19 protein-coding genes and 3 tRNA genes are annotated in these 23,048 nt (G+C 68.8%); 17 read left to right on the plus strand and 5 right to left on the minus strand.

The genetic code is table 11. The features are described 5' to 3' along the window. Positions 1-1,197 precede the first annotated feature (1,197 nt). Entirely contained in the window at positions 1,198-1,854 is a 657-nt protein-coding gene (locus ACFQ8C_RS19210; protein WP_383458764.1) for an SDR family oxidoreductase, read from the minus strand. 16 nt (positions 1,855-1,870) lie between these two features. Further along, a complete protein-coding gene (locus ACFQ8C_RS19215; protein ID WP_383458766.1) occupies positions 1,871-3,130 on the minus strand; it encodes an amidohydrolase family protein in 1,260 nt (419 codons plus the stop codon). Positions 3,131-3,325: 195 nt separating this feature from the next. Here ACFQ8C_RS19215 and ACFQ8C_RS19220 point away from each other — a divergent pair. The 6 genes from ACFQ8C_RS19220 to ACFQ8C_RS19245 all read left to right on the plus strand — a co-directional run bounded on the left by ACFQ8C_RS19220 (position 3,326) and on the right by ACFQ8C_RS19245 (position 5,838). Beyond that, positions 3,326-3,398 (plus strand) — tRNA-Thr (locus ACFQ8C_RS19220). A 44-nt stretch (positions 3,399-3,442) separates the two neighbouring features. After that, positions 3,443-3,515, plus strand: a tRNA-Met gene (locus ACFQ8C_RS19225). Positions 3,516-3,604: 89 nt separating this feature from the next. Further along, a complete protein-coding gene (gene rpmG, locus ACFQ8C_RS19230; RefSeq protein WP_003956487.1) occupies positions 3,605-3,769 on the plus strand; it encodes a 50S ribosomal protein L33 in 165 nt (54 codons plus the stop codon). A gap of 84 nt (positions 3,770-3,853) precedes the next feature. Continuing rightward, positions 3,854-4,306 carry a MaoC family dehydratase N-terminal domain-containing protein gene (locus ACFQ8C_RS19235; protein WP_383458769.1) on the plus strand — a complete coding sequence of 151 codons (453 nt, stop codon included), beginning with the start codon at positions 3,854-3,856 and terminating at the stop codon, positions 4,304-4,306. Positions 4,307-4,308: 2 nt separating this feature from the next. Continuing rightward, the gene (locus ACFQ8C_RS19240; RefSeq protein WP_383458770.1) at positions 4,309-4,737 is read left to right on the plus strand and encodes a MaoC family dehydratase; all 429 of its coding nucleotides are present in this window, start codon (positions 4,309-4,311) and stop codon (positions 4,735-4,737) included. A gap of 45 nt (positions 4,738-4,782) precedes the next feature. Beyond that, entirely contained in the window at positions 4,783-5,838 is a 1,056-nt protein-coding gene (locus ACFQ8C_RS19245; protein ID WP_383458773.1) for a UDP-N-acetylmuramate dehydrogenase, read from the plus strand. A gap of 50 nt (positions 5,839-5,888) precedes the next feature. On the opposite strand, the gene ACFQ8C_RS19250 is transcribed toward ACFQ8C_RS19245, so the two are convergent. Further along, positions 5,889-6,527 carry an NAD(P)-dependent oxidoreductase gene (locus tag ACFQ8C_RS19250; RefSeq protein ID WP_383458776.1) on the minus strand — a complete coding sequence of 213 codons (639 nt, stop codon included), beginning with the start codon at positions 6,525-6,527 and terminating at the stop codon, positions 5,889-5,891. 89 nt (positions 6,528-6,616) lie between these two features. Here ACFQ8C_RS19250 and ACFQ8C_RS19255 point away from each other — a divergent pair, with 89 nt between their 5' ends. Then, entirely contained in the window at positions 6,617-7,213 is a 597-nt protein-coding gene (locus ACFQ8C_RS19255; RefSeq protein WP_383458778.1) for a TetR/AcrR family transcriptional regulator, read from the plus strand. Here ACFQ8C_RS19255 and ACFQ8C_RS19260 read toward each other — a convergent pair. Then, positions 7,206-8,225, minus strand: coding sequence for an adenosine deaminase (locus ACFQ8C_RS19260; protein WP_383458781.1), 1,020 nt, complete (start codon positions 8,223-8,225; stop codon positions 7,206-7,208). The two genes, ACFQ8C_RS19255 and ACFQ8C_RS19260, sit on opposite strands and share 8 nt — an antisense overlap. Positions 8,226-8,343: 118 nt before the next feature. Continuing rightward, entirely contained in the window at positions 8,344-9,570 is a 1,227-nt protein-coding gene (locus ACFQ8C_RS19265; protein WP_383458784.1) for a pyridoxal phosphate-dependent aminotransferase, read from the minus strand. 203 nt (positions 9,571-9,773) lie between these two features. Between ACFQ8C_RS19265 and ACFQ8C_RS19270 the strand changes: the two genes are divergently transcribed. From ACFQ8C_RS19270 to ACFQ8C_RS19315, 10 genes are all read left to right on the plus strand, one after another. Next, positions 9,774-9,846: transfer RNA gene (locus ACFQ8C_RS19270), tRNA-Trp, on the plus strand. A 104-nt stretch (positions 9,847-9,950) separates the two neighbouring features. Then, the gene (gene secE, locus ACFQ8C_RS19275; RefSeq protein ID WP_383458787.1) at positions 9,951-10,235 is read left to right on the plus strand and encodes a preprotein translocase subunit SecE; all 285 of its coding nucleotides are present in this window, start codon (positions 9,951-9,953) and stop codon (positions 10,233-10,235) included. A gap of 44 nt (positions 10,236-10,279) precedes the next feature. Further along, positions 10,280-11,155: a transcription termination/antitermination protein NusG gene (nusG, locus tag ACFQ8C_RS19280; protein ID WP_383458790.1), complete on the plus strand. Its 876-nt coding sequence runs from the start codon at positions 10,280-10,282 to the stop codon at positions 11,153-11,155. A 160-nt stretch (positions 11,156-11,315) separates the two neighbouring features. Continuing rightward, positions 11,316-11,750 carry a 50S ribosomal protein L11 gene (gene rplK / locus ACFQ8C_RS19285; RefSeq protein WP_383458793.1) on the plus strand — a complete coding sequence of 145 codons (435 nt, stop codon included), beginning with the start codon at positions 11,316-11,318 and terminating at the stop codon, positions 11,748-11,750. Positions 11,751-11,859: 109 nt separating this feature from the next. After that, complete coding sequence (gene rplA / locus ACFQ8C_RS19290) at positions 11,860-12,588, plus strand: 50S ribosomal protein L1 (RefSeq protein WP_383458796.1); 729 nt, start codon at positions 11,860-11,862, stop codon at positions 12,586-12,588. Between the two features lie 153 nt (positions 12,589-12,741). Continuing rightward, positions 12,742-13,665, plus strand: a complete 924-nt coding sequence (locus tag ACFQ8C_RS19295) for a hypothetical protein (RefSeq protein ID WP_383458798.1) — start codon at positions 12,742-12,744, stop codon at positions 13,663-13,665. 258 nt (positions 13,666-13,923) lie between these two features. Continuing rightward, positions 13,924-14,454 carry a 50S ribosomal protein L10 gene (gene rplJ / locus ACFQ8C_RS19300; protein WP_383458801.1) on the plus strand — a complete coding sequence of 177 codons (531 nt, stop codon included), beginning with the start codon at positions 13,924-13,926 and terminating at the stop codon, positions 14,452-14,454. Positions 14,455-14,573: 119 nt separating this feature from the next. Further along, positions 14,574-14,960, plus strand: a complete 387-nt coding sequence (gene rplL / locus ACFQ8C_RS19305) for a 50S ribosomal protein L7/L12 (RefSeq protein ID WP_383458803.1) — start codon at positions 14,574-14,576, stop codon at positions 14,958-14,960. 546 nt (positions 14,961-15,506) lie between these two features. Further along, a complete protein-coding gene (gene rpoB, locus ACFQ8C_RS19310) occupies positions 15,507-18,989 on the plus strand; it encodes a DNA-directed RNA polymerase subunit beta (RefSeq protein WP_383458805.1) in 3,483 nt (1,160 codons plus the stop codon). A gap of 98 nt (positions 18,990-19,087) precedes the next feature. Next, the gene (locus ACFQ8C_RS19315; RefSeq protein ID WP_383458807.1) at positions 19,088-22,987 is read left to right on the plus strand and encodes a DNA-directed RNA polymerase subunit beta'; all 3,900 of its coding nucleotides are present in this window, start codon (positions 19,088-19,090) and stop codon (positions 22,985-22,987) included. The last annotated feature ends 61 nt before the right edge of the window (positions 22,988-23,048 follow it).

The raw sequence follows: 23,048 nt of genomic DNA on the forward strand, positions 1-23,048 counted from the left end.
TTGGGTGGAATCTGTGCTCGTTGGGTCTGATTGTTGGGGCGGAAAGTGTGCTTCCCAATGCTGAATCGTTGGGTGGAATCTGTGCTCGTTGGGTCTGATTGTTGGGGCGGAAAGTGTGCTTCCCAATGCTGAATCGTTGGGTGGAATCTGTGCTCGTTGGGTCCGACTGTTGGGGCGGAAACGGTGCGACCATCGCTGGATCCTTGCAGCGAAGGGGTCAGGCTGGGCTGCGGTGGGGAACCCTTGCAGGTCGGAGGCGCCGAGCACGGCTGGCGGCGCGCTTCAGTGCAACCGCCACTGGCTAGCTTCCTGGTTGGGCCGCTGTACCTCAGGTGCGCAGCCCAAGCTGCTGGGGAGGGTGGAACGCTGTTGGCGCCTTGCTAGCCAAGGCTGGGTGTGGCGAGGTGGATGGCGCGGCATGGAGCGCGAGATTCGAGAAGGCCACTAAGCAAAATATGGAACAGGTCCTTCCGGTAGATTCGGAAGGTGTCCGGTTCGGCGGCTCGGCATCGCCACGGAAAGGCCATCGTGCCGTTTAGCTGGGAAGTTGTGTCCGGCTGAAGATCCGTGTCAACATAACCGAGCGAAACGCCGAATGGGGCCGCCCTCTGCAAAGGACGGCCCCTGGCTCCATCGGCGTATTAGCAGACGCGATGACCGCTCACGGCACTGATGGAGAAAACTATGGTACTTCCCGTGCTTCACGTCCGGGTGACCCCCCGCCAGCTTCCCCTCTTCCTGGTCGGCGCTGGGGCCGGGGCCTTCTCGGTGTGTGAGGACAAGTTTCCGGAGCTCGTGCTTCCGGTCGCCTTCCTGATCGCCTTCCGGGTCCAGCTGGCAGTTGAGCTGCGCCGACCTCAGATCTGACCCGAGGGGCTCTTGGTGAGCGTAGCGACGCTGTGAACCGGTCGCAACAGGCCCGGCTGCCGGGCCTGTTGCCCAGGTTCGAGGGTGCCGAGGCTGGGCGGAGCCTTCGGGCCAAGATCAGGACGAGGTGTGGCCGAGTGTGACGGCCGACAGGGCTGAACTTCACTGCCTCGCAGGTCAGAACACCTCTGCTGAGGTGCACAGGAGAAGGCTGTAAATCCGTCGGCTTAGCCTACCCAGGTTCGAATCCTGGCGTCGCCACACTGAAGAAGGTCCCCGGTGTTCGCACCGGGGACCTTCTTCGTGCTGTCCGCGTGTCGGGGCGGGCGGTCAGTTGCCGGCCACGTCCTTCACCGCGACCGTGACCGGGGTCGAGCCCGCGACCAGTTCCAGGGTCAGGCCGGCCGTGCCGGGGGAGTCCACCAGTTCGGCGAGGACGGCCGCGACGTCGTCGCGGGGGATCGGACCGCGGCCCGTGCGGGCCTCCAGGCGGACCAGGCCCGTGCCCGCGTCGTCGGTGAGCATGCCGGGGCGCAGGACCGTCCACTCCAGCCCCGGGCGGGACCGGACCGCGTCGTCCGCGGCGCCCTTCGCCCGCAGGTAGACGTCGAAGACGTCGTCGCCCGTGTGCCGGGCGTCCGCGCCCATCGACGAGACGACCAGGAAGCGCCCGACGCCCGCCCGCTCCGCCGCGTCCGCGAACAGGACCGCCGCCCCCCGGTCCACCGTGTCCTTGCGGGCCGCCCCGCTGCCGGGGCCCGCGCCCGCCGCGAAGACGGCCGCGTCCGCGCCCCGCAGGACCTCCGCGACCTCCTCCAGGGGCGCCGACTCCAGATCGAGCACGACGGGCTCCGCGCCCGCCGCCCGCAGGTCCTCCGCCTGCTCGGGGCGGCGGATCAGCCCGACCGCCTCGTGTCCGCCCGCCGAGAGCAGCCGCTCCAGGCGCAGGGCGATCCGACCGTGTCCACCAGCGATGACGATGCGCATACCCCGACCGTACGACTCAGCGGGCCGCCGGGCCTCCCGGATCCGTCCGCGCCTGGCGCGGCAGGTCGAGCGCCGCCGCCGAGTCGCAGTACTCCCGCACCGCGCTGGTCCGCGCCACCACCCGCCCCCGGTGCACCACGATCCGGCTGTACGCCAGCGACAGCACGCCCGCCATCCGGTCGCCCCGCACCGCGAGCAGCTCCGCCGGGAAGCCCGCCTCCACGCGTACCTCCGGAAGGCCCATCGCCTCCCGCGCCCGGGTGCTCACGGCCCCGTACGCCTCCTCCGGATCCAGCCCTTCGAGGGAGGCCAGCAGGAAGGCCGCCTCCAGCGGGTCCCCGCGCCCCACCGGGTTCGCCGCGTCCCGCAGCGCCCCGCCGCCCGCCGCGAGCCGCACCCCCGCCGAGCGCAGCAGCCGCACCGGGGCCGTACCCCGCCGTTCGGTCCCCGTACAGCCGCCCTGCGGCAGGCACACCACCGTCACGCCCGCCGCCGCCAGCCGGTCCGCCGCCCGGCCCGCCACGTCCTCCGGGAGCCGCCCGAGCCCCGCGCACGGGCCGATCGTCACCCCGGGCCGCAGTCCGCCGACCATGGCCGCGAAGCGGGCGAGCCGCGCCGGGTCGTCCCCGTCCGTGTGCAGGTCCACCGGCACCCCGTGCTCGGCCGCCACCTCCAGGACCGCCTCCACGTACCCCGCCGGGTCCGGGTCCAGGTCCGGGCGGCCGCCCACCACCCCGGCGCCCATCTTCACGGCGTCCCGCAGCAGCGCGAGCCCGTCCGCGCCCGCGACCCCGGTCAGCAGCCGCGGCGCCGCCACCGCCGTGAGGTCCGTCAGGCCGCGCAGCGACCGCCGGGCCTGGAGGACGGCCTCCAGGGGCCCGAGGGCGTGCACGTCGCCGATCCGCACCTGGGCCCGCAGCGCGGTCGCGCCGTGGCCGAGCTGGAGCAGCGCCGCCTCGGTGGCCCGCCGCTGCACGTCCTCGGGGGCGTACGAGACCGGGCCGGGGAGGTCGGCCGAGAGCGCCGTGTCGGCGTGGGCGTGCGGCTCGGCGGGCGCCGGCAGCAGCAGGTAGCCGGACAGGTCCACCCGGACGCCGGCCGTGCTCAGGCTCCCCGCGGTGCCGACGGCCTCGATCCGGCCGCGCACCAGCCGCACGTCCACGGTCCGTCCGTCGGTCAGCCGTGCGTTCGACAGCAGGAGCGCGTTCGCGCCCTCGGTCGCCGCGCCGCCCGCGTCGTCGGAAGGCGGACGGGGCTGCTTGCTGTCGGCCGACATCGGGCTCCTCACCAAGTCACCAAGATCGAGATCACGCAGCGTGGGGCAGAGCCTAGGGGCGGGCGGGGCCGCCTTCGAGGAGGAGCGCAATAGTCGTACCGATGAGTCCACGAGTGGCGTACGGGGCGGTGCGGACCCCCTTCGCCAAACGGATTTGGGTGATGGGCCGGAGACCGTGTAATGTCTTCCTCGCTCGCCCCAATAGCTCAGTCGGCAGAGCGTCTCCATGGTAAGGAGAAGGTCTACGGTTCGATTCCGTATTGGGGCTCTGGTGTAGGGAATCCCGCCTTCGGGCGGGGCTACCGACATCAAAGCGGTGTAGCTCAGTCGGTAGAGCAAGCGGCTCATAATCGCTGTGTCACCGGTTCAAGTCCGGTCACCGCTACACACGGTAGCCGATTGTGGGGTCGGTCCTGCGATCGGCTACTCTTTCATGCGTTCATCCATCCCATCCGTCCGTCAAGGAGCACTCACGTGGCTGCCACCGACGTCCGCCCGAAGATCACGCTGGCCTGCGTGGAGTGCAAGGAGCGGAACTACATCACCAAGAAGAACCGGCGTAACAACCCGGACCGTCTTGAGATGAAGAAGCACTGCCCCCGCTGCAACTCGCACACCGCGCACCGCGAGACGCGTTAATCAGGCTCGTTCACGAGGCCGCCCCCACCAGGGGGCGGCCTCGTGGCGTTTGTCGCAACAGATCCAGCAGGAGGTATCGAGGCCATGGCGCTCGACCAGTCCTTCGTGGGCCGGACCTATCCGCCCACCGCGGCCTACGAGGTCGGCCGCGAGAAGATCCGCGAATTCGCCGAGGCGATCGGCGACGCGAATCCGGCGTACACCGACGCGGAGGCGGCCAAGGAACTCGGCCACCCCGATGTGATCGCTCCGCCGACCTTCGTGTTCGCCATCACGTTCAAGGCGGCCGGCCAGGTCATCGAGGACCCGCAGCTCGGCCTCGACTACAGCCGCGTCGTCCACGGCGACCAGAAGTTCTCCTACACCCGGCCCGTCCGCGCCGGCGACCGCCTCTCGGTCACCTCCACCATCGAGGCGATCAAGTCGCTGGCCGGGAACGACATCCTGGACATCCGCGGCGAGGTCCACGACGAGTCCGGCGAGCACGTCGTCACCGCCTGGACCAAGCTCGTCTCCCGCGCCCCCGAGGAGGCCTGACCATGACCGCGAAGATCGCCTACGACGAGGTCGAGGTCGGCACCGAGCTGCCCGCGCAGACCTTCCCCGTGACCCGCGCCACCCTCGTCCGGTACGCGGGCGCCTCCGGGGACTTCAACCCCATCCACTGGAACGAGAAGTTCGCCGTCGAGGTCGGGCTCCCGGACGTCATCGCCCACGGCATGTTCACCATGGCCGAGGCGATCCGCGTCGTCACCGACTGGGCCGGCGACCCCGCCGCCGTCGTCGAGTACGGCGTCCGCTTCACCAAGCCGGTCGTCGTCCCGAACGACGACGCCGGCGCCGTGATCGAGGTCTCCGCCAAGGTCGCCGCCAAGCTGGACGACCAGCGGGTGCGGGTGGACCTGACGGCGACCAGCGCGGGCCAGAAGGTGCTGGGCATGAGCCGGGCGGTCGTACGCCTGGCCTGACGGCCGCGAAGGGTACTTGCCCCCCGGGGTAAGTACCCTGGGCCCGTGCAGCAGCTCAAGGACGCCCCCCTCGCCCCCCTGACCACCTTCCGGCTCGGCGGCCCCGCCACCCGGCTCGTCACGGCCACCACCGACGACGAGGTGATCGCCACGGTCCGCGAGGCCGACGCGTCCGGCACCCCGCTGCTCGTCATCGGCGGCGGTTCCAACCTGGTCATCGGGGACAAGGGCTTCGAGGGCACCGCGCTGCACATCGCCACCACCGGCTGCTCCCTCGACGGGACCCGCCTGGAGCTCGCCGCCGGCGAGGTCTGGACGGACGCCGTCGCGCGGACCGTGGAGGCCGGGCTGGCCGGCGTCGAGTGCCTGGCCGGCATCCCCGGCTCGTCCGGCGCCACCCCGATCCAGAACGTCGGCGCGTACGGGCAGGACGTCTCCGCCACCATCGCCGAGGTCGTCGCCTACGACCGCCGCGCCGAGGAGACGGTCACCCTCACGAACGCCGAGTGCGCCTTCTCGTACCGGCACAGCCTCTTCAAGGAGCACCCCGAGCGGTACGTCGTGCTGCGGGTCCGCTTCGACCTGGAGGACGCGGACGGGATGTCGGCGCCGATCGCCTACCCGGAGACCGCCCGCGCCCTCGGCGTCGAGGCCGGCGACCGCGTGCCGCTCGCACGCGCGCGTGAGACCGTCCTGCGCCTGCGCGCGGGCAAGGGCATGGTCCTCGACGCCGAGGACCACGACACCTGGTCCGCCGGCTCCTTCTTCACCAACCCGATCCTCACGGCGGCGGAGTACGAGACCTTCCTCACGCGCGTGGCCGACCGGCTCGGCCCCGAGGTCGCCCCGCCCGCCTACCCGGCCGGCGAGGGCCGCACCAAGACCTCCGCGGCCTGGCTCATCGACCGGGCCGGCTTCACCAAGGGGTACGGCTCCGGCCCCGCCCGCATCTCCACCAAGCACACCCTCGCCCTGACGAACCGAGGCGAGGCCACCACGGAGGACCTGCTGGCCCTGGCCCGCGAGGTCGTCGCCGGGGTCCGTGACGCCTTCGGCGTCACCCTCGTCAACGAGCCGGTGACGGTCGGAGTGCGGCTCTAGGGCGTCTCCTTCCGGATCCGCCGGGCTCGGCCCGATCCGGAAGGGAGGGCCTAGTAGGCGACGCCCACGCCCTGCCGGACGGTCGACGGGTCGTCGACGACCGCCAGCATCGCGTGGGCCACGTCCGCGCGGGCCAGCGTGCGGCCCCGGGGCGGCGTGCCGCCGACGACCGTGCGGTACCGGCCGGTGACCGGCCTGTCGGTCAGCTTGGGCGGCCGGACCGAGGTCCAGTCGGTGGCGCTCGCGGCCAGCTCGGCCTCCATGACCCGCAGATCGGTGTAGACGTCCTTCAGGACGCCGCCGACCACCGCGAGGACGGCCCTGTCCAGCAGGCCGTCCCCCTCCGCCGCGGGCCCCACGGGGGCCGCGCTGACCACGACGAGCCGCCGCACGCCCTCGGCGCCCATCGCGGCGAGCACCGGACGCGTCAGCCGGGCCGCGATCCCGGTGGCCGCGTCCGCGCGGTTGCGGGCGCCCAGGCCGGAGAGGACCGCGTCCCGGCCGGCCACCGCGGGGCGCAGCGCCCCGGCGTCGGTGAGGTCGGCGCGGAAGACGTCGAGGCGTTCCCCGGTCACCGCGAACCGTGCGGGATCCCGCACCACCGCCGTGACCTCGTGGCCCGCTTCCAGGGCCTGGCGGACGATCTCCCGGCCGACACCGCCGGTCGCACCGAAGACGGTGAGCTTCATGACACGGCCTCCCGAGTAGGTGGGTGAGTACTCACTCACCTCAGGGTGGGTGGATACTCACTCACGCGTCAAGCGTCAGTGGAGGATGCATGGAACAGAAGCCGACCCGGGTCCGGATCGTCGACGCCGCGCGCGAGCTCATGGGCACCGTGGGGCTCGCCCGCACCACCACCAAGGAGATCGCCCGGGCGGCGGGCTGCTCGGAGGCGGCGCTCTACAAGCACTTCACCAGCAAGGAGCAGCTCTTCCTCACCGTCCTCACGGAACGGCTGCCCCGGCTCGGCGACCTCCTGGAGACGCTCGCCGTCGACCCCGGCGGACGCACGGTCGAGGCGAACCTCACCGAGATCGCCCGGCAGGCCGCCCTCTTCTACGAACAGACCTTCCCGATCGCCGCCTCGCTCTACGCCGAGCCCCGGCTCAAGGCCCGCCACGACGCCGGCATGCGGGAACTCGGCGCCGGCCCGCACCGGCCGATCGAGGGACTCGCCGCCTATCTGCGGGCCGAGCAGCAGCACGGCCGCATCGGCTCGGACGCCGACCCGCGGGCGGCCGCCGCGCTCCTCCTCGGGGCCTGCGTGCAGCGGGCGTTCGCCTACGAGGCGACCCCGGAGGGCCGGCCGCCGCAGTCGCTCGACGACTTCGCGCGCGGGATCGCCCGCACCCTGATCCGCGGCCTCAGCTAGCCAGCCAGCCGTCGATCCCCGCCAGCAGCCCCTTCCGGACGCCCTCCGGGGCCGCCGAGCCGCGGACCGACTGCCGGGCCAGCTCCGCCAGCTCCGCGTCCGTGAAGCCGTGGTGGCGGCGGGCGATCTCGTACTGGGCGGCCAGGCGGGAGCCGAAGAGGAGGGGGTCGTCGGCGCCCAGGGCCATCGGGACGCCCGCCTCGAAGAGGGCGCGCAGGGGCACGTCCTCGTGTTTCTCGTAGACGCCCAGGGCCACGTTCGACGCCGGGCACACCTCGCACGTCACGCCCCGCTCCGCGAGCTTCCGCAGCAGCCGCTCGTCCTCGGCGGCCCGCACGCCGTGCCCGACGCGGGAGGCCAGCAGGTCGTCCAGGCAGTCGCGCACGGAGGCGGGGCCGGTCAGCTCGCCGCCGTGCGGGGCCGCGAGGAGGCCGCCCTCGCGGGCGATCGCGAAGGCCCGGTCGAAGTCGCGGGCCATGCCCCGGCGCTCGTCGTTGGAGAGCCCGAAGCCCACCACGCCCCGGTCCGCGTACCGCACCGCCAGCCGCGCCAGCGTGCGGGCCTCCAGCGGGTGCTTCATGCGGTTCGCGGCGACCAGCACCCTCATCCCGAGGCCGGTCTCCCGGGAGGCCGCGTCGACGGCGTCCAGGATGATCTCCAGGGCCGGGATCAGGCCGCCGAGGTGCGGAGCGTACGAGGTCGGGTCGACCTGGATCTCCAGCCACCCGGAACCGTCCCGCACGTCCTCCTGCGCCGCCTCCCGGACCAGCCGGCGGATGTCCTCGGGCGCGCGCAGGCAGGAGCGGGCGATGTCGTACAGCCGCTGGAAGCGGAACCAGCCGCGCTCGTCGGTGGCCCGCAGCTGCGGAGGCGTACCGCTCTTCAGGGCCTCCGGCAGGTGCACCCCGTACTTGTCGGCCAGTTCGAGGAGGGTCGAGGGCCGCATCGAACCGGTGAAGTGCAGGTGCAGGTGGGCCTTGGGCAGCAGGGTGAGATCGCGGGGGTGCTCCATTGGCCGATCCTGCCTTACCCGAATGGCGGTATGCACGGCGATTCCCCGATCGATACCCGCCCGAACGCAAAAACGGGCCCCGGTTCCAGCGGAACCGGGGCCCGTCCTCACGACGGGGTCAGTCGCGGGCCTCGGCCAGCAGCTTCTGGATCCGGGACACGCCCTCCACCAGGTCCTCGTCGCCGAGCGCGTACGACAGGCGCAGGTAGCCGGGGGTGCCGAAGGCCTCGCCCGGGACGACCGCGACCTCGGCCTCGTCCAGGATCAGCGCGGCCAGCTCGACGGAGCTCTGCGGGCGCTTGCCGCGGATCTCCTTGCCGATCAGCTCCTTCACCGACGGGTACGCGTAGAACGCGCCCTCCGGGGTCGGGCAGAAGACGCCGTCGATCTCGTTCAGCATCCGCACGATCGTCTGGCGGCGCCGGTCGAAGGCGGTGCGCATCTCGGCGACCGCGTCCAGGTTCCCGGAGACGGCGGCGAGGGCGGCGACCTGGGCCACGTTGGAGACGTTGGAGGTCGCGTGCGACTGGAGGTTCGTCGCGGCCTTCACGACGTCCTTCGGGCCCACGATCCACCCGACGCGCCAGCCGGTCATCGCGTACGTCTTCGCCACGCCGTTGACGACGATGCACTTGTCGCGCAGCTCGGGGACGAGCGCCGGCAGCGAGGTGAACTTCGCGTCGCCGTAGACCAGGTGCTCGTAGATCTCGTCGGTGAGGACCCACAGGCCGTGCTCGACGGCCCAGCGGCCGATCGCCTCGGCGTCGGCCTCGCTGTAGACGGCGCCGGTCGGGTTCGACGGGGAGACGAAGAGGACGACCTTGGTCCGCTCCGTGCGGGCCGCCTCCAGCTGCTCCACCGAGACGCGGTAGCCGGTGGTCTCGTCGGCCACGACCTCCACCGGGACGCCGCCGGCGAGGCGGATCGACTCCGGGTAGGTGGTCCAGTACGGGGCCGGGACGATGACCTCGTCGCCCGGGTCGAGGATCGCGGCGAACGCCTCGTAGATCGCCTGCTTGCCGCCGTTGGTCACCAGGATCTGGGAGGCGTCCACCTCGTAGCCGGAGTCACGGAGCGTCTTGGCGGCGATCGCGGCCTTCAGCTCGGGCAGACCGCCGGCCGGCGTGTAGCGGTGGAACTTCGGGTTCTTGCAGGCCTCGACGGCCGCTTCGACGATGTAGTCCGGGGTCGGGAAGTCGGGCTCCCCGGCGCCGAAACCGATCACCGGGCGCCCGGCGGCCTTGAGGGCCTTGGCCTTGGCGTCGACGGCGAGGGTGGCGGACTCGGAGATCGCACCGATCCGGGCGGAGACCCGACGCTCGGTGGGAGGGGTAGCAGCGCTCATACCGCCATCGTCCCAGACCCTTTCCCGGCCCGGCACGCAGGTTTCAGGGAGCGGACAGGAGCGGTCGATACCGGTCGCGGAGCGACCCTCGGGCAGGTCGGCGCGGTTCCTGTTCGACGTGAGGCCCCAAGACCACGTACACTCACTCCTCGTTGGCCCGCACCGCCCCCTCCACACATGGGGTAGGTTGTGGGACACCACAAAGGGTCGTAGCTCAATTGGTAGAGCACCGGTCTCCAAAACCGGCGGTTGGGGGTTCAAGTCCCTCCGGCCCTGCTACACACACCGCCAGGCTGTGTGCGCATGTACGTCTTCATTGCATTGTCGTGCGGCTCCACCCGGGCGCGGCACGGCCACGACCCGGAATCAGGTGAGAGATCGTGACGGACGCCGTTGGCTCCATCGACATGCCTGATGCCGAAGACGCGTCCGAGTCGAAGAAGAAGGGCCGCAAGGGCGGCAAGCGCGGGAAGAAGGGCCCTCTGGGCCGTCTCGCCGTCTTCTACCGGCAGATCGTCGCCGAGCTCCGCAAGGTCGTCTGGCCCACGCGTAGTCAGCTCACCTCCTACACCACTGTCGTGATCGTCTTCGTGGTTGTGATGATCGGCCTGGTCACCGTGATTGACTTTGGCTTCCAGGAAGCAGTCAAGTACGTCTTCGGCTGACTTTTTGTTCCACCCCATCTGTATCGCAGGAAGAAGCAGCCACCGTGTCTGACGCGAACCTGAACGACGCCTTCGAGTCCGAGTCCGTCGAGGACGAGCTGGACATCGTCGAGGCCGCCGACGAGGACGAGGCTGCGGACGCCGCGGCGGACGACGCCGTCGAGGACGACGCGGACGACGAGGAAGCGGACGAGGACGAGGAGTCCGCGGACGCCGACGAGGACGCCGACGACTCCGAGGACGACGAGGCCGCCGAGGCCGAGGTCGAGGAGACCGAGGAGGAGGCCGAGCCGGCCGCCCCGGTCGACCCCGTGGCCGCGCTCCGCGAGGAGCTGCGCACCCTGCCCGGCGAGTGGTACGTCATCCACACCTACGCGGGCTACGAGAAGCGCGTGAAGGCCAACCTGGAGCAGCGCGCCGTCTCGCTCAACGTCGAGGACTTCATCTACCAGGCCGAGGTGCCCGAGGAAGAGATCGTCCAGATCAAGGGCGGCGAGCGGAAGAACGTCAAGCAGAACAAGCTCCCCGGCTACGTCCTCGTCCGCATGGACCTGACGAACGAGTCCTGGGGCGTCGTCCGCAACACCCCCGGCGTCACCGGCTTCGTGGGCAACGCCTACGACCCGTACCCGCTGACCCTGGACGAGATCGTCAAGATGCTCGCCCCGGAGGCCGAGGAGAAGGCCGCCCGCGAGGCCGCCGAGGCCGAGGGCAAGCCGGCTCCGGCCCGCAAGCTGGAGGTCCAGGTCCTCGACTTCGAGGTCGGCGACTCGGTCACCGTCACCGACGGCCCCTTCGCCACCCTCCAGGCGACGATCAACGAGATCAACCCGGACTCGAAGAAGGTCAAGGGCCTCGTCGAGATCTTCGGTCGCGAGACCCCGGTCGAGCTCAGCTTCGACCAGATCCAGAAGAACTGACGACTCAAGTTTCCGGACAGGTCAGAGGGGCTGTGACAGCCGCTCTGACCTGCTCGGTTTTTGGACGCGCAGCCATACCCGTTATCGTTGTGCGGTATGCCTCCATCCGGATGACCGGATGGATCGGCTGAAAAACTCTCACTAGGACCCGGAGAGAGCAATGCCTCCCAAGAAGAAGAAGGTCACGGGGCTCATCAAGCTCCAGATCAACGCCGGCGCGGCCAACCCGGCCCCGCCGGTCGGCCCCGCGCTCGGCCAGCACGGCGTCAACATCATGGAGTTCTGCAAGGCCTACAACGCCGCGACCGAGTCGCAGCGTGGCTGGGTGATCCCGGTGGAGATCACGGTCTACGAAGACCGTTCCTTCACCTTCATCACCAAGACCCCGCCGGCCGCCAAGATGATCCTCAAGGCCGCGGGCGTGGAGAAGGGCTCCGGCGAGCCGCACAAGACCAAGGTCGCCAAGATCACCCAGGCGCAGGTCCGCGAGATCGCCACCACCAAGATGCCCGACCTCAACGCGAACGACCTGGACGCCGCGTCGAAGATCATCGCCGGCACCGCCCGTTCCATGGGCATCACGGTCGAGGGCTGATCACCCCCCCTCGTGACCTCAGTGGTAGGGCCAGCGCTTGGTCCGCACCACGACTCCACACCTGCCACGCGGCGCCAGCCGCATGGTGAAACAGCCAACAGGAGCAGAAGTGAAGCGCAGCAAGTCCCTCCGGGCTGCCGACGCCAAGATCGACCGGGAGAAGCAGTACGCCCCGCTCGAGGCCGTGCGTCTCGCCAAGGAGACCTCCACCACCAAGTTCGACAGCACCGTCGAGGTGGCCTTCCGTCTGGGTGTCGACCCGCGCAAGGCCGACCAGATGGTCCGTGGCACCGTGAACCTCCCGCACGGCACCGGCAAGACCGCCCGGGTCCTGGTCTTCGCGACCGGTGAGCGTGCCGAGGCCGCGGTTGCCGCGGGCGCCGACATCGTCGGCTCCGACGAGCTGATCGACGAGATCGCCAAGGGCCAGCGCCTGAACGAGTTCGACGCCGTGGTCGCCACCCCGGACCTCATGGGCAAGGTCGGCCGCCTCGGCCGCGTGCTCGGTCCGCGTGGCCTCATGCCCAACCCGAAGACCGGCACCGTGACGCCCGACGTCGCCAAGGCGGTCAACGAGATCAAGGGCGGCAAGATCGAGTTCCGCGTCGACAAGCACTCGAACCTGCACTTCATCATCGGCAAGACGTCCTTCGACGACACGCAGCTGGTGGAGAACTACGGCGCGGCCCTGGAGGAGATCCTCCGTCTGAAGCCGTCCGCCGCCAAGGGTCGCTACATCAAGAAGGCCGCCATCAGCACCACGATGGGCCCCGGCATTCCGGTCGACTCCAACCGCACCCGCAACCTCCTCGTCGAGGAGGACCCGGCCGCGGTCTGAGCCCTTCCGGCTTAGCCGCAGTCAGTCCTGAAGCCGCCCCCCGTTCCTCTCCGGAGGAACGGGGGGCGGCTTTATTTGCGTCTCTGTCTGTCGTAGCCGTCGGATACGGTTCAAGAGAACGCAAAGACGATGATCAAGGGGTGGGGAACACCTATGAACAAGTCCACCTGGAAGCGCGCGGGCGTCGCGCTCTCCGCGGCGGCCCTCGTCGCGGGCCTGGCCGGCTGTAACGACGGGGACGCGAAGGCGGGCGGCAAGGCCGGCAGCGGCCTCGGCGACCCCCTGCAGGTCCTCACGGCGGCGTTCGAGAAGACCTCCGCCGCCAAGACCGCCAAGGTCGAGATGACCATGAGCATGGAGGGCGTCGGCGCCGAGTCCGGCACGATGGAGATCACCGGCACCATGGGGTGGAGCCCCTCGGTGGCGGACTTCACCATGAAGGGCTCCATGCTGAGCGCGGGCAACCCCGAGGCTCCCGAGCAGATGCGCATGCTGATGCTCGACAACGTCATGTACATGGACATGGGCGAGAAGCAGGCCGCCCAGATGGACGGCAAGCGCTGGATGAAGCTGGACCTCAAGGCCGCGGCCGAGGCGTCCGGCGACAAGGCCCTCCAGAAGCAGATGACCGGCGGCCTGGACAACATGAACCAGGACCCGGCCCAGCAGCTCGCCCTCCTGCTCGACTCCCCGGACCTCAAGCACGTCGGTGCCGAGAAGGTCAACGGCATGGAGACCCAGCACTACAAGGGCACGCTCACCTTCGAGCAGATGCTGAAGGCGAACGAATCGGCCAAGCTCCTCTCCAAGGAGGAGCACGACAAGCTCATCGAGAACGTGCGGAAGACCGGCCTCAAGGGGTACGACACCGAGGTCTGGGTCAACGAGGACGGCTACCCGGCCCGCATGGACATCGGCATGGAGATGGCCGAGGGCACCGTGCAGATCCGCGCCGACTACAGCGACTACGGCACCAAGGCCGCCGTCGAGGCGCCGCCGGCGAGCGAGACCGTCGACCTCTTCAAGATGCTCCAGGAGGCCGGTGGGGCCGCGGGCGGCGAGGGCGCTCAGGGCTGATTTGCCCCCGGCCCGGACCATCACGTACTCTTCCACAGAAGCCAAAGACCGCTGGTCGTCGCCGTGCCCGTCAGGGTGGGGCGGCCGAAGGATTCGCTGAGAGACGCGAACGACCCGCGCAGGTGACTGTGGAAGAGTTCCCGGTTCGGTTCACCCCGATCAGGTCGAGCTAAGCCCCGTGCGCCTGCGCCCGGGGCGTTTTCGTTTGTTCAGCCCCTTCTGAGCGGTCCTCATCACCCGGAAGGAGGCTGACGCACTATGCCGACGCCCAACAAGGCTGCATCGGTGGCCGAGCTCAAGGACGCGTTCCAGAGCTCCAACGCCGCCGTGCTGACCGAGTACCGGGGTCTCACCGTCGCGCAGCTCAAGACGCTGCGTCGTTCCCTCGGTGAGAACGCCCAGTACGCCGTGGTGAAGAACACGCTGACCAAGATTGCGGCCAACCAGGCTGGGATCACCGCGCTGGACGACCACTTCGCTGGTCCGACCGCGGTCGCCTTCATCACCGGTGACCCGGTGGAGTCGGCGAAGGCTCTGCGTGACTTCGCCAAGGAGAACCCGAACCTCATCATCAAGGCCGGTGTCCTTGACGGTAAGGCTCTCTCCGCCGACGACCTCAAGAAGCTCGCGGACCTCGAGTCCCGCGAGGTTCTGCTCAGCAAGCTGGCCGGTGCCTTCAAGGGCAAGCAGACTCAGGCTGCTCAGCTCTTCCAGGCGCTGCCGTCGAAGCTCGTCCGCACCGTGGACGCGCTCCGTGCCAAGCAGGCCGAGCAGGGCGGTGCCGAGTAATTCGGCTCGCGCATTGATCCGCGGCGCCGTCCCGGCGCGGCGGATCGCAGCGGGCCGACAGTACGCCCGCCTCATCAGAACATCCGGCACCTGCCGATTTAGTGGAAGGATCGCCCATCATGGCGAAGCTCTCTCAGGATGACCTGCTCGCGCAGTTCGAGGAGATGACCCTCATCGAGCTCTCCGAGTTCGTGAAGGCGTTCGAGGAGAAGTTCGACGTCACCGCCGCCGCGGCCGTCGCCGTCGCCGCCCCGGCCGGTGCCGGCGGCGGTGCCGCTGCCGAGGCCGAGGAGCAGGACGAGTTCGACGTCATCCTCACCGGCGCCGGCGAGAAGAAGATCCAGGTCATCAAGGTCGTGCGCGAGCTCACCTCCCTGGGTCTCAAGGAGGCCAAGGACCTCGTCGACGGCACCCCGAAGCCGGTCCTCGAGAAGGTCGCCAAGGACGCCGCTGAGAAGGCCGCCGAGGCCCTCAAGGGCGCCGGCGCCTCCGTCGAGGTCAAGTAACACCTCGTCGCGCGTAGCGACTCTTTGCCGCTGAGCGTGTAACGCTCACGGCGCGAAAGGCGATCATCCATCTGGGTGGTCGCCTTTCGGCGTTCCCGGGACCCGCGTGGCGGGGGTCCTGCGGGCCTCCGGAAGCGGAGTATGGTGATCTTCGCCGTGCGCCGCTCACGGGCGGGGGCCTTGACGAACGGCACGCCGCGCGCAATTCTCAGGACGCGTCGTCAAACGATCCGATTCCGAGGCATGGATCGACGACCGAACGGGCAGTATCGAGGTGCGCCACACGGCGCGAGTACCGCGGAGTTGAGAGCAACGAGGGTCGCGAAGAAGTCGCCCTGGACATCAGTGAGCCAAGTGGCTACACTGTCCCTTTGCGCTGCCTGTTAGCTGCCCCCTGCCCGTCACCAGGGGCATACCTTCGCATCAGCTTCGTGGACCGACCCCGTCTGACCTGGCCTTTTGGTCAATTCAGGAAACGTCTGCCGTGAAGCGTTGCTGGGGACCGGTACGCGCGTAGTGAGTCCGAGCCCTCGGAAGGACCCCCTCTTGGCCGCCTCGCGCAACGCCTCGAACAACATGAACAACGCCGCCAGCACCGCCCCGCTGCGCATCTCCTTCGCAAAGATCAAGGAGCCCCTCGAGGTTCCGAACCTCCTCGCGCTGCAGACCGAGAGCTTCGACTGGCTGCTCGGCAACGCCGCCTGGAAGGCTCGCGTCGAGGCCGCCCTCGAGTCGGGACAGGACGTCCCCACGAAGTCCGGTCTGGAGGAGATCTTCGAGGAGATCTCCCCGATCGAGGACTTCTCCGGGTCGATGTCGCTGACCTTCCGCGACCACCGCTTCGAGCCGCCGAAGAACTCCATCGACGAGTGCAAGGACCGTGACTTCACGTACGGCGCCCCGCTCTTCGTCACCGCCGAGTTCACCAACAACGAGACCGGCGAGATCAAGTCCCAGACGGTCTTCATGGGCGACTTCCCGCTCATGACGAACAAGGGCACCTTCGTCATCAACGGCACCGAGCGTGTCGTCGTCTCGCAGCTCGTCCGCTCGCCGGGCGTCTACTTCGACTCCTCCATCGACAAGACGTCCGACAAGGACATCTTCTCCGCCAAGATCATCCCGTCCCGGGGTGCCTGGCTGGAGATGGAGATCGACAAGCGCGACCTCGTCGGCGTCCGCATCGACCGCAAGCGCAAGCAGTCGGTCACCGTCCTCCTGAAGGCCCTCGGCTGGACCACCGAGCAGATCCTCCAGGAGTTCGGCGAGTACGAGTCCATGCGCGCCACCCTGGAGAAGGACCACACCCAGGGCCAGGACGACGCGCTGCTCGACATCTACCGCAAGCTCCGTCCGGGCGAGCCGCCGACCCGCGAGGCCGCTCAGACGCTGCTCGAGAACCTCTACTTCAACCCGAAGCGCTACGACCTCGCGAAGGTCGGCCGCTACAAGGTGAACAAGAAGCTCGGCGCCGACGAGCCGCTGGACGCCGGTGTGCTCACCACCGACGACGTCATCGCCACGATCAAGTACCTCGTGAAGCTCCACGCGGGCGAGACCGAGACGACCGGTGAGAACGGCAACGAGATCGTCGTCGAGACCGACGACATCGACCACTTCGGCAACCGTCGTCTGCGCAACGTCGGCGAGCTCATCCAGAACCAGGTCCGCACGGGTCTGGCTCGTATGGAGCGCGTCGTCCGCGAGCGCATGACCACCCAGGACGTCGAGGCGATCACGCCGCAGACCCTGATCAACATCCGGCCGGTCGTCGCCTCCATCAAGGAGTTCTTCGGCACCAGCCAGCTGTCCCAGTTCATGGACCAGAACAACCCGCTCTCGGGTCTGACGCACAAGCGTCGTCTGTCCGCGCTGGGCCCCGGTGGTCTCTCCCGTGAGCGGGCCGGCTTCGAGGTCCGAGACGTGCACCCGTCCCACTACGGACGCATGTGCCCGATCGAGACCCCCGAAGGCCCGAACATCGGTCTGATCGGTTCGCTCGCCTCGTACGGCCGCGTCAACGCGTTCGGCTTCATCGAGACGCCGTACCGCAAGGTCGTCGACGGCCAGGTCACCGACGAGGTCGACTACGTCACCGCCGACGAGGAGGACCGGTTCGTCATCGCGCAGGCCAACGCCGCGCTCAACGACGACCTGCAGTTCACCGAGCCGCGCGTCCTGGTCCGCAAGCGTGGCGGCGAGGTCGACTACGTCGAGCCGTCGGACGTGGACTACATGGACGTCTCGCCGCGCCAGATGGTGTCGGTCGCGACCGCCATGATCCCGTTCCTCGAGCACGACGACGCCAACCGTGCCCTCATGGGCGCGAACATGATGCGTCAGGCCGTTCCGCTCATCAAGTCCGAGGCCCCGCTCGTCGGCACCGGCATGGAGTACCGCTGCGCCACCGACGCCGGCGACGTGCTCAAGGCCGAGAAGAGCGGTGTCGTCCAGGAGCTGTCGGCCGACTACGTCACGGTCGCCAACGACGACGGCACGTACAACACGTACCGCCTGCACAAGTTCTCGCGCTCGAACCAGGGCACCTCGGTCAACCAGAAGGTCGTCGTCGACGAGGGCGACCACGTCATCGAGGGCCAGGTCCTCGCCGACGGTCCCGCCACCGAAGACGGCGAGATGGCGCTCGGCAAGAACCTGCTCGTGGCGTTCATGCCGTGGGAGGGTCACAACTACGAGGACGCGATCATCCTGTCGCAGCGCCTCGTGCAGGACGACGTCCTCTCCTCGATCCACATCGAGGAGCACGAGGTCGACGCCCGTGACACCAAGCTCGGCCCCGAGGAGATCACCCGGGACATCCCGAACGTCTCCGAGGAGGTCCTCGCCGACCTCGACGAGCGCGGCATCATCCGCATCGGTGCCGAGGTCGTCGCCGGCGACATCCTGGTCGGCAAGGTCACGCCCAAGGGCGAGACCGAGCTGACCCCGGAGGAGCGCCTGCTCCGCGCGATCTTCGGCGAGAAGGCCCGTGAGGTCCGTGACACCTCGCTGAAGGTGCCGCACGGCGAGATCGGCAAGATCATCGGCGTCCGCGTCTTCGACCGCGAGGAGGGCGACGAGCTTCCCCCGGGCGTGAACCAGCTGGTCCGCGTCTACGTCGCCCAGAAGCGCAAGATCACCGACGGTGACAAGCTCGCCGGCCGTCACGGCAACAAGGGCGTCATCTCGAAGATCCTCCCGATCGAGGACATGCCGTTCCTGGAGGACGGCACCCCGGTCGACATCATCCTCAACCCGCTGGGTGTCCCGTCCCGAATGAACCCGGGACAGGTCCTGGAGATCCACCTCGGCTGGCTCGCCAGCCGCGGCTGGGACGTCTCCGGTCTCGCGGACGAGTGGGCGCAGCGCCTCCAGGCGATCGGCGCCGACCAGGTCGCTCCCGGCACCAACGTCGCCACCCCGGTCTTCGACGGTGCGCGTGAGGACGAGCTCGCGGGTCTGCTCAACCACACCATCCCGAACCGCGACGGCGAGCGCATGGTGCTCCCGACCGGTAAGGCGAGGCTGTTCGACGGCCGCTCCGGCGAGCCGTTCCCGGACCCGATCTCCGTCGGGTACATGTACATCCTCAAGCTCCACCACCTGGTCGACGACAAGCTCCACGCGCGTTCGACCGGCCCGTACTCGATGATCACCCAGCAGCCGCTGGGTGGTAAGGCCCAGTTCGGTGGCCAGCGCTTCGGTGAGATGGAGGTGTGGGCGCTGGAGGCATACGGCGCCGCGTACGCCCTCCAGGAGCTGCTGACGATCAAGTCCGACGACGTGACCGGCCGCGTGAAGGTCTACGAGGCCATCGTCAAGGGCGAGAACATCCCTGAGCCCGGCATCCCCGAGTCCTTCAAGGTGCTCATCAAGGAGATGCAGTCCCTGTGCCTCAACGTGGAGGTGCTGTCCTCGGACGGCATGTCCATCGAGATGCGCGACACCGACGAGGACGTCTTCCGCGCAGCGGAGGAGCTCGGCATCGACCTGTCCCGGCGCGAGCCGAGCAGCGTCGAAGAGGTCTGACGGGAGTCCGGCGGACCTTGAGTGATCAAGGTCCGCCGGCCCCAGGACCCCCGTATCAGACCCCACAGCCTTACAACCCTGAGAGGGATTGACGCATAGTGCTCGACGTCAACTTCTTCGACGAGCTCCGGATCGGTCTGGCCACCGCTGACGACATCCGTCAGTGGAGCCACGGCGAGGTCAAGAAGCCGGAGACCATCAACTACCGCACCCTGAAGCCCGAGAAGGACGGACTCTTCTGCGAGAAGATCTTCGGTCCGACCCGGGACTGGGAGTGCTACTGCGGCAAGTACAAGCGTGTCCGCTTCAAGGGCATCATCTGCGAGCGGTGTGGCGTCGAGGTCACCCGCGCCAAGGTGCGCCGTGAGCGGATGGGCCACATCGAGCTCGCCGCTCCCGTCACCCACATCTGGTACTTCAAGGGCGTCCCGTCGCGCCTCGGGTACCTGCTCGACCTCGCCCCGAAGGACCTCGAGAAGGTCATCTACTTCGCGGCGTACATGATCACCTTCGTCGACGACGAGCGTCGTACGCGCGACCTGCCCTCGCTGGAGGCGCACGTCTCCGTCGAGCGCCAGCAGATCGAGCAGCGCCGCGACTCCGACCTGGAGAACCGCGCCAAGAAGCTCGAGTCCGACCTGGCCGAGCTGGAGGCCGAGGGCGCCAAGGCCGACGTGCGCCGCAAGGTGCGCGAGGGTGCCGAGCGCGAGATGAAGCAGCTGCGCGACCGCGCGCAGCGCGAGATCGACCGTCTCGACGAGGTCTGGGCCCGCTTCAAGAACCTCAAGGTCCAGGACCTGGAGGGCGACGAGCTCCTCTACCGCGAGCTGCGTGACCGCTTCGGCACGTACTTCGACGGCTCGATGGGTGCCGCGGCGCTGCAGAAGCGCCTGGAGTCCTTCGACCTGGAGGAGGAGGCGGAGAAGCTCCGCGAGATCATCCGCACCGGCAAGGGCCAGAAGAAGACCCGTGCGCTCAAGCGCCTCAAGGTCGTCTCCGCGTTCCTGCAGACCGCGAACAGCCCCAAGGGCATGGTTCTCGACTGCGTGCCGGTCATCCCGCCGGACCTCCGTCCGATGGTGCAGCTGGACGGTGGCCGCTTCGCGACCTCCGACCTGAACGACCTGTACCGCCGCGTGATCAACCGCAACAACCGTCTGAAGCGTCTGCTCGACCTCGGTGCCCCCGAGATCATCGTGAACAACGAGAAGCGGATGCTCCAGGAGGCGGTCGACGCCCTCTTCGACAACGGCCGTCGTGGTCGCCCGGTCACGGGCCCCGGCAACCGTCCGCTGAAGTCCCTCAGCGACATGCTGAAGGGCAAGCAGGGTCGTTTCCGTCAGAACCTGCTCGGCAAGCGTGTCGACTACTCGGCGCGTTCCGTCATCGTCGTCGGCCCGCAGCTCAAGCTGCACCAGTGCGGTCTGCCGAAGGCCATGGCGCTGGAGCTCTTCAAGCCGTTCGTGATGAAGCGCCTGGTCGACCTGAACCACGCGCAGAACATCAAGAGCGCCAAGCGGATGGTCGAGCGCGGCCGCACGGTCGTGTACGACGTCCTCGAAGAGGTCATCGCCGAGCACCCGGTCCTGCTGAACCGTGCGCCCACGCTGCACCGCCTCGGCATCCAGGCCTTCGAGCCCCAGCTGGTCGAGGGCAAGGCCATCCAGATCCACCCGCTCGTCTGCACCGCCTTCAACGCGGACTTCGACGGTGACCAGATGGCCGTGCACCTGCCGCTCTCCGCGGAGGCGCAGGCCGAGGCCCGCATCCTGATGCTGTCCTCGAACAACATCCTCAAGCCGGCCGACGGCCGCCCGGTGACGATGCCGACCCAGGACATGGTCCTCGGTCTGTTCTTCCTCACCACCGACGGCGAGCTCCGTGACACCAAGGGCGAGGGCCGCGCGTTCGGCTCCACGGCCGAGGCGATCATGGCCTTCGACGCCGGGGAGCTCGCGCTCCAGTCGGAGATCGACATCCGCTTCCCGATCGGCACCGTCCCGCCGCGCGGCTGGGTCCCCCCGGTCGCGGAGGAGGGCGAGCCGGAGTGGCAGCAGGGTGACTCCTTCCGCGTGAAGACCACGCTGGGCCGCGCGCTCTTCAACGAGCTGCTGCCCGAGGACTACCCGTTCGTCGACTACTCGGTGGGCAAGAAGCAGCTCTCCGAGATCGTCAACGACCTGGCCGAGCGCTACCCCAAGGTCATCGTGGCGGCGACGCTCGACAACCTGAAGGCGGCGGGCTTCCACTGGGCGACCCGTTCGGGCGTCACCGTGGCCATCTCCGACGTCGTCGTGCCCGAGGCCAAGAAGGCCATCGTCAAGGGCTACGAGGAGCAGGACGAGAAGGTCCAGAAGCAGTACGAGCGCGGTCTCATCACCAAGGAAGAGCGCACTCAGGAGCTCATCGCGATCTGGACCAAGGCGACCAACGAGGTCGCCGAGGCGATGAACGCGAACTTCCCGCGGACGAACCCGATCTTCATGATGGTGGACTCGGGCGCCCGAGGAAACATGATGCAGATGCGTCAGATCGCCGGTATGCGTGGTCTGGTGTCGAACGCCAAGAACGAGACGATCCCGCGTCCCATCAAGGCGTCCTTCCGTGAGGGCCTCACCGTCCTCGAGTACTTCATCTCGACGCACGGTGCCCGTAAGGGTCTCGCCGACACCGCCCTGCGTACCGCCGACTCGGGTTACCTGACCCGTCGTCTGGTGGACGTCTCGCAGGACGTGATCATCCGCGAGGAGGACTGTGGCACCGAGCGCGGTCTGAAGCTGCGGATCGCGGCCAAGGACGAGGCCGGTGTCCTGCGGAAGACGGACGACGTCGAGACCTCCGTGTACGCGCGGATGCTCGCCGAGGACGTCGTCGTCGACGGCAAGGTCATCGCGCCGGCCAACGTCGACCTGGGTGACGTGCTCATCGACGCCCTCGTGGGCGCGGGCGTCGAGGAGGTCAAGACCCGCTCGGTCCTGACCTGCGAGTCCGCCGTCGGTACCTGTGCCTTCTGCTACGGCCGCTCGCTGGCCACCGGCAAGCTGGTCGACATCGGTGAGGCGGTCGGCATCATCGCCGCCCAGTCCATCGGTGAGCCCGGTACCCAGCTGACGATGCGTACCTTCCACACCGGTGGTGTGGCCGGTGACGACATCACCCAGGGTCTGCCGCGTGTCGTCGAGCTCTTCGAGGCGCGTCAGCCCAAGGGTGTCGCCCCGATCTCCGAGGCGGCCGGTCGCGTCCGCATCGAGGAGACCGAGAAGACCAAGAAGATCGTCGTCACCCCGGACGACGGCACCGACGAGACGGCGTTCCCGATCTCGAAGCGTGCCCGTCTGCTCGTGGGCGAGGGCGACCACGTCGAGGTGGGCCAGAAGCTCACCGTGGGTGCCACCAACCCGCACGACGTGCTCCGGATCCTCGGTCAGCGCGCGGTCCAGGTCCACCTGGTCGGCGAAGTCCAGAAGGTCTACAACTCGCAGGGCGTGTCGATCCACGACAAGCACATCGAGATCATCATCCGGCAGATGCTCCGCCGCGTGACGATCATCGAGTCCGGCGACGCGGAGCTCCTCCCGGGCGAGCTGGTCGAGCGCTCGAAGTTCGAGACCGAGAACCGTCGTGTGGTCACCGAGGGCGGTCACCCCGCCTCCGGCCGTCCGCAGCTGATGGGTATCACCAAGGCCTCGCTGGCCACGGAGTCCTGGCTGTCGGCCGCCTCCTTCCAGGAGACGACCCGAGTCCTGACGGACGCGGCGATCAACGCCAAGTCCGACAGCCTCATCGGCCTCAAGGAGAACGTGATCATCGGTAAGCTCATCCCGGCCGGTACGGGTCTGTCCCGCTACCGCAACATCCGGGTCGAGCCGACCGAGGAGGCCAAGGCGGCGATGTACTCGTCCGTCGGCTACGACGACCTCGACTACTCGCCGTTCGGCACCGGCTCCGGCCAGGCCGTTCCGCTGGAGGACTACGACTACGGTCCGTACAACCAGTAAGCGAGTCGCTTGACCGAAGGGCGGTCACCCCGCGAGGGGTGGCCGCCCTTCGGCGTGCGTT

This window comes from Streptomyces sp. NPDC056503 (genome assembly GCF_042794995.1).
Lineage (GTDB): Bacteria > Actinomycetota > Actinomycetes > Streptomycetales > Streptomycetaceae > Streptomyces.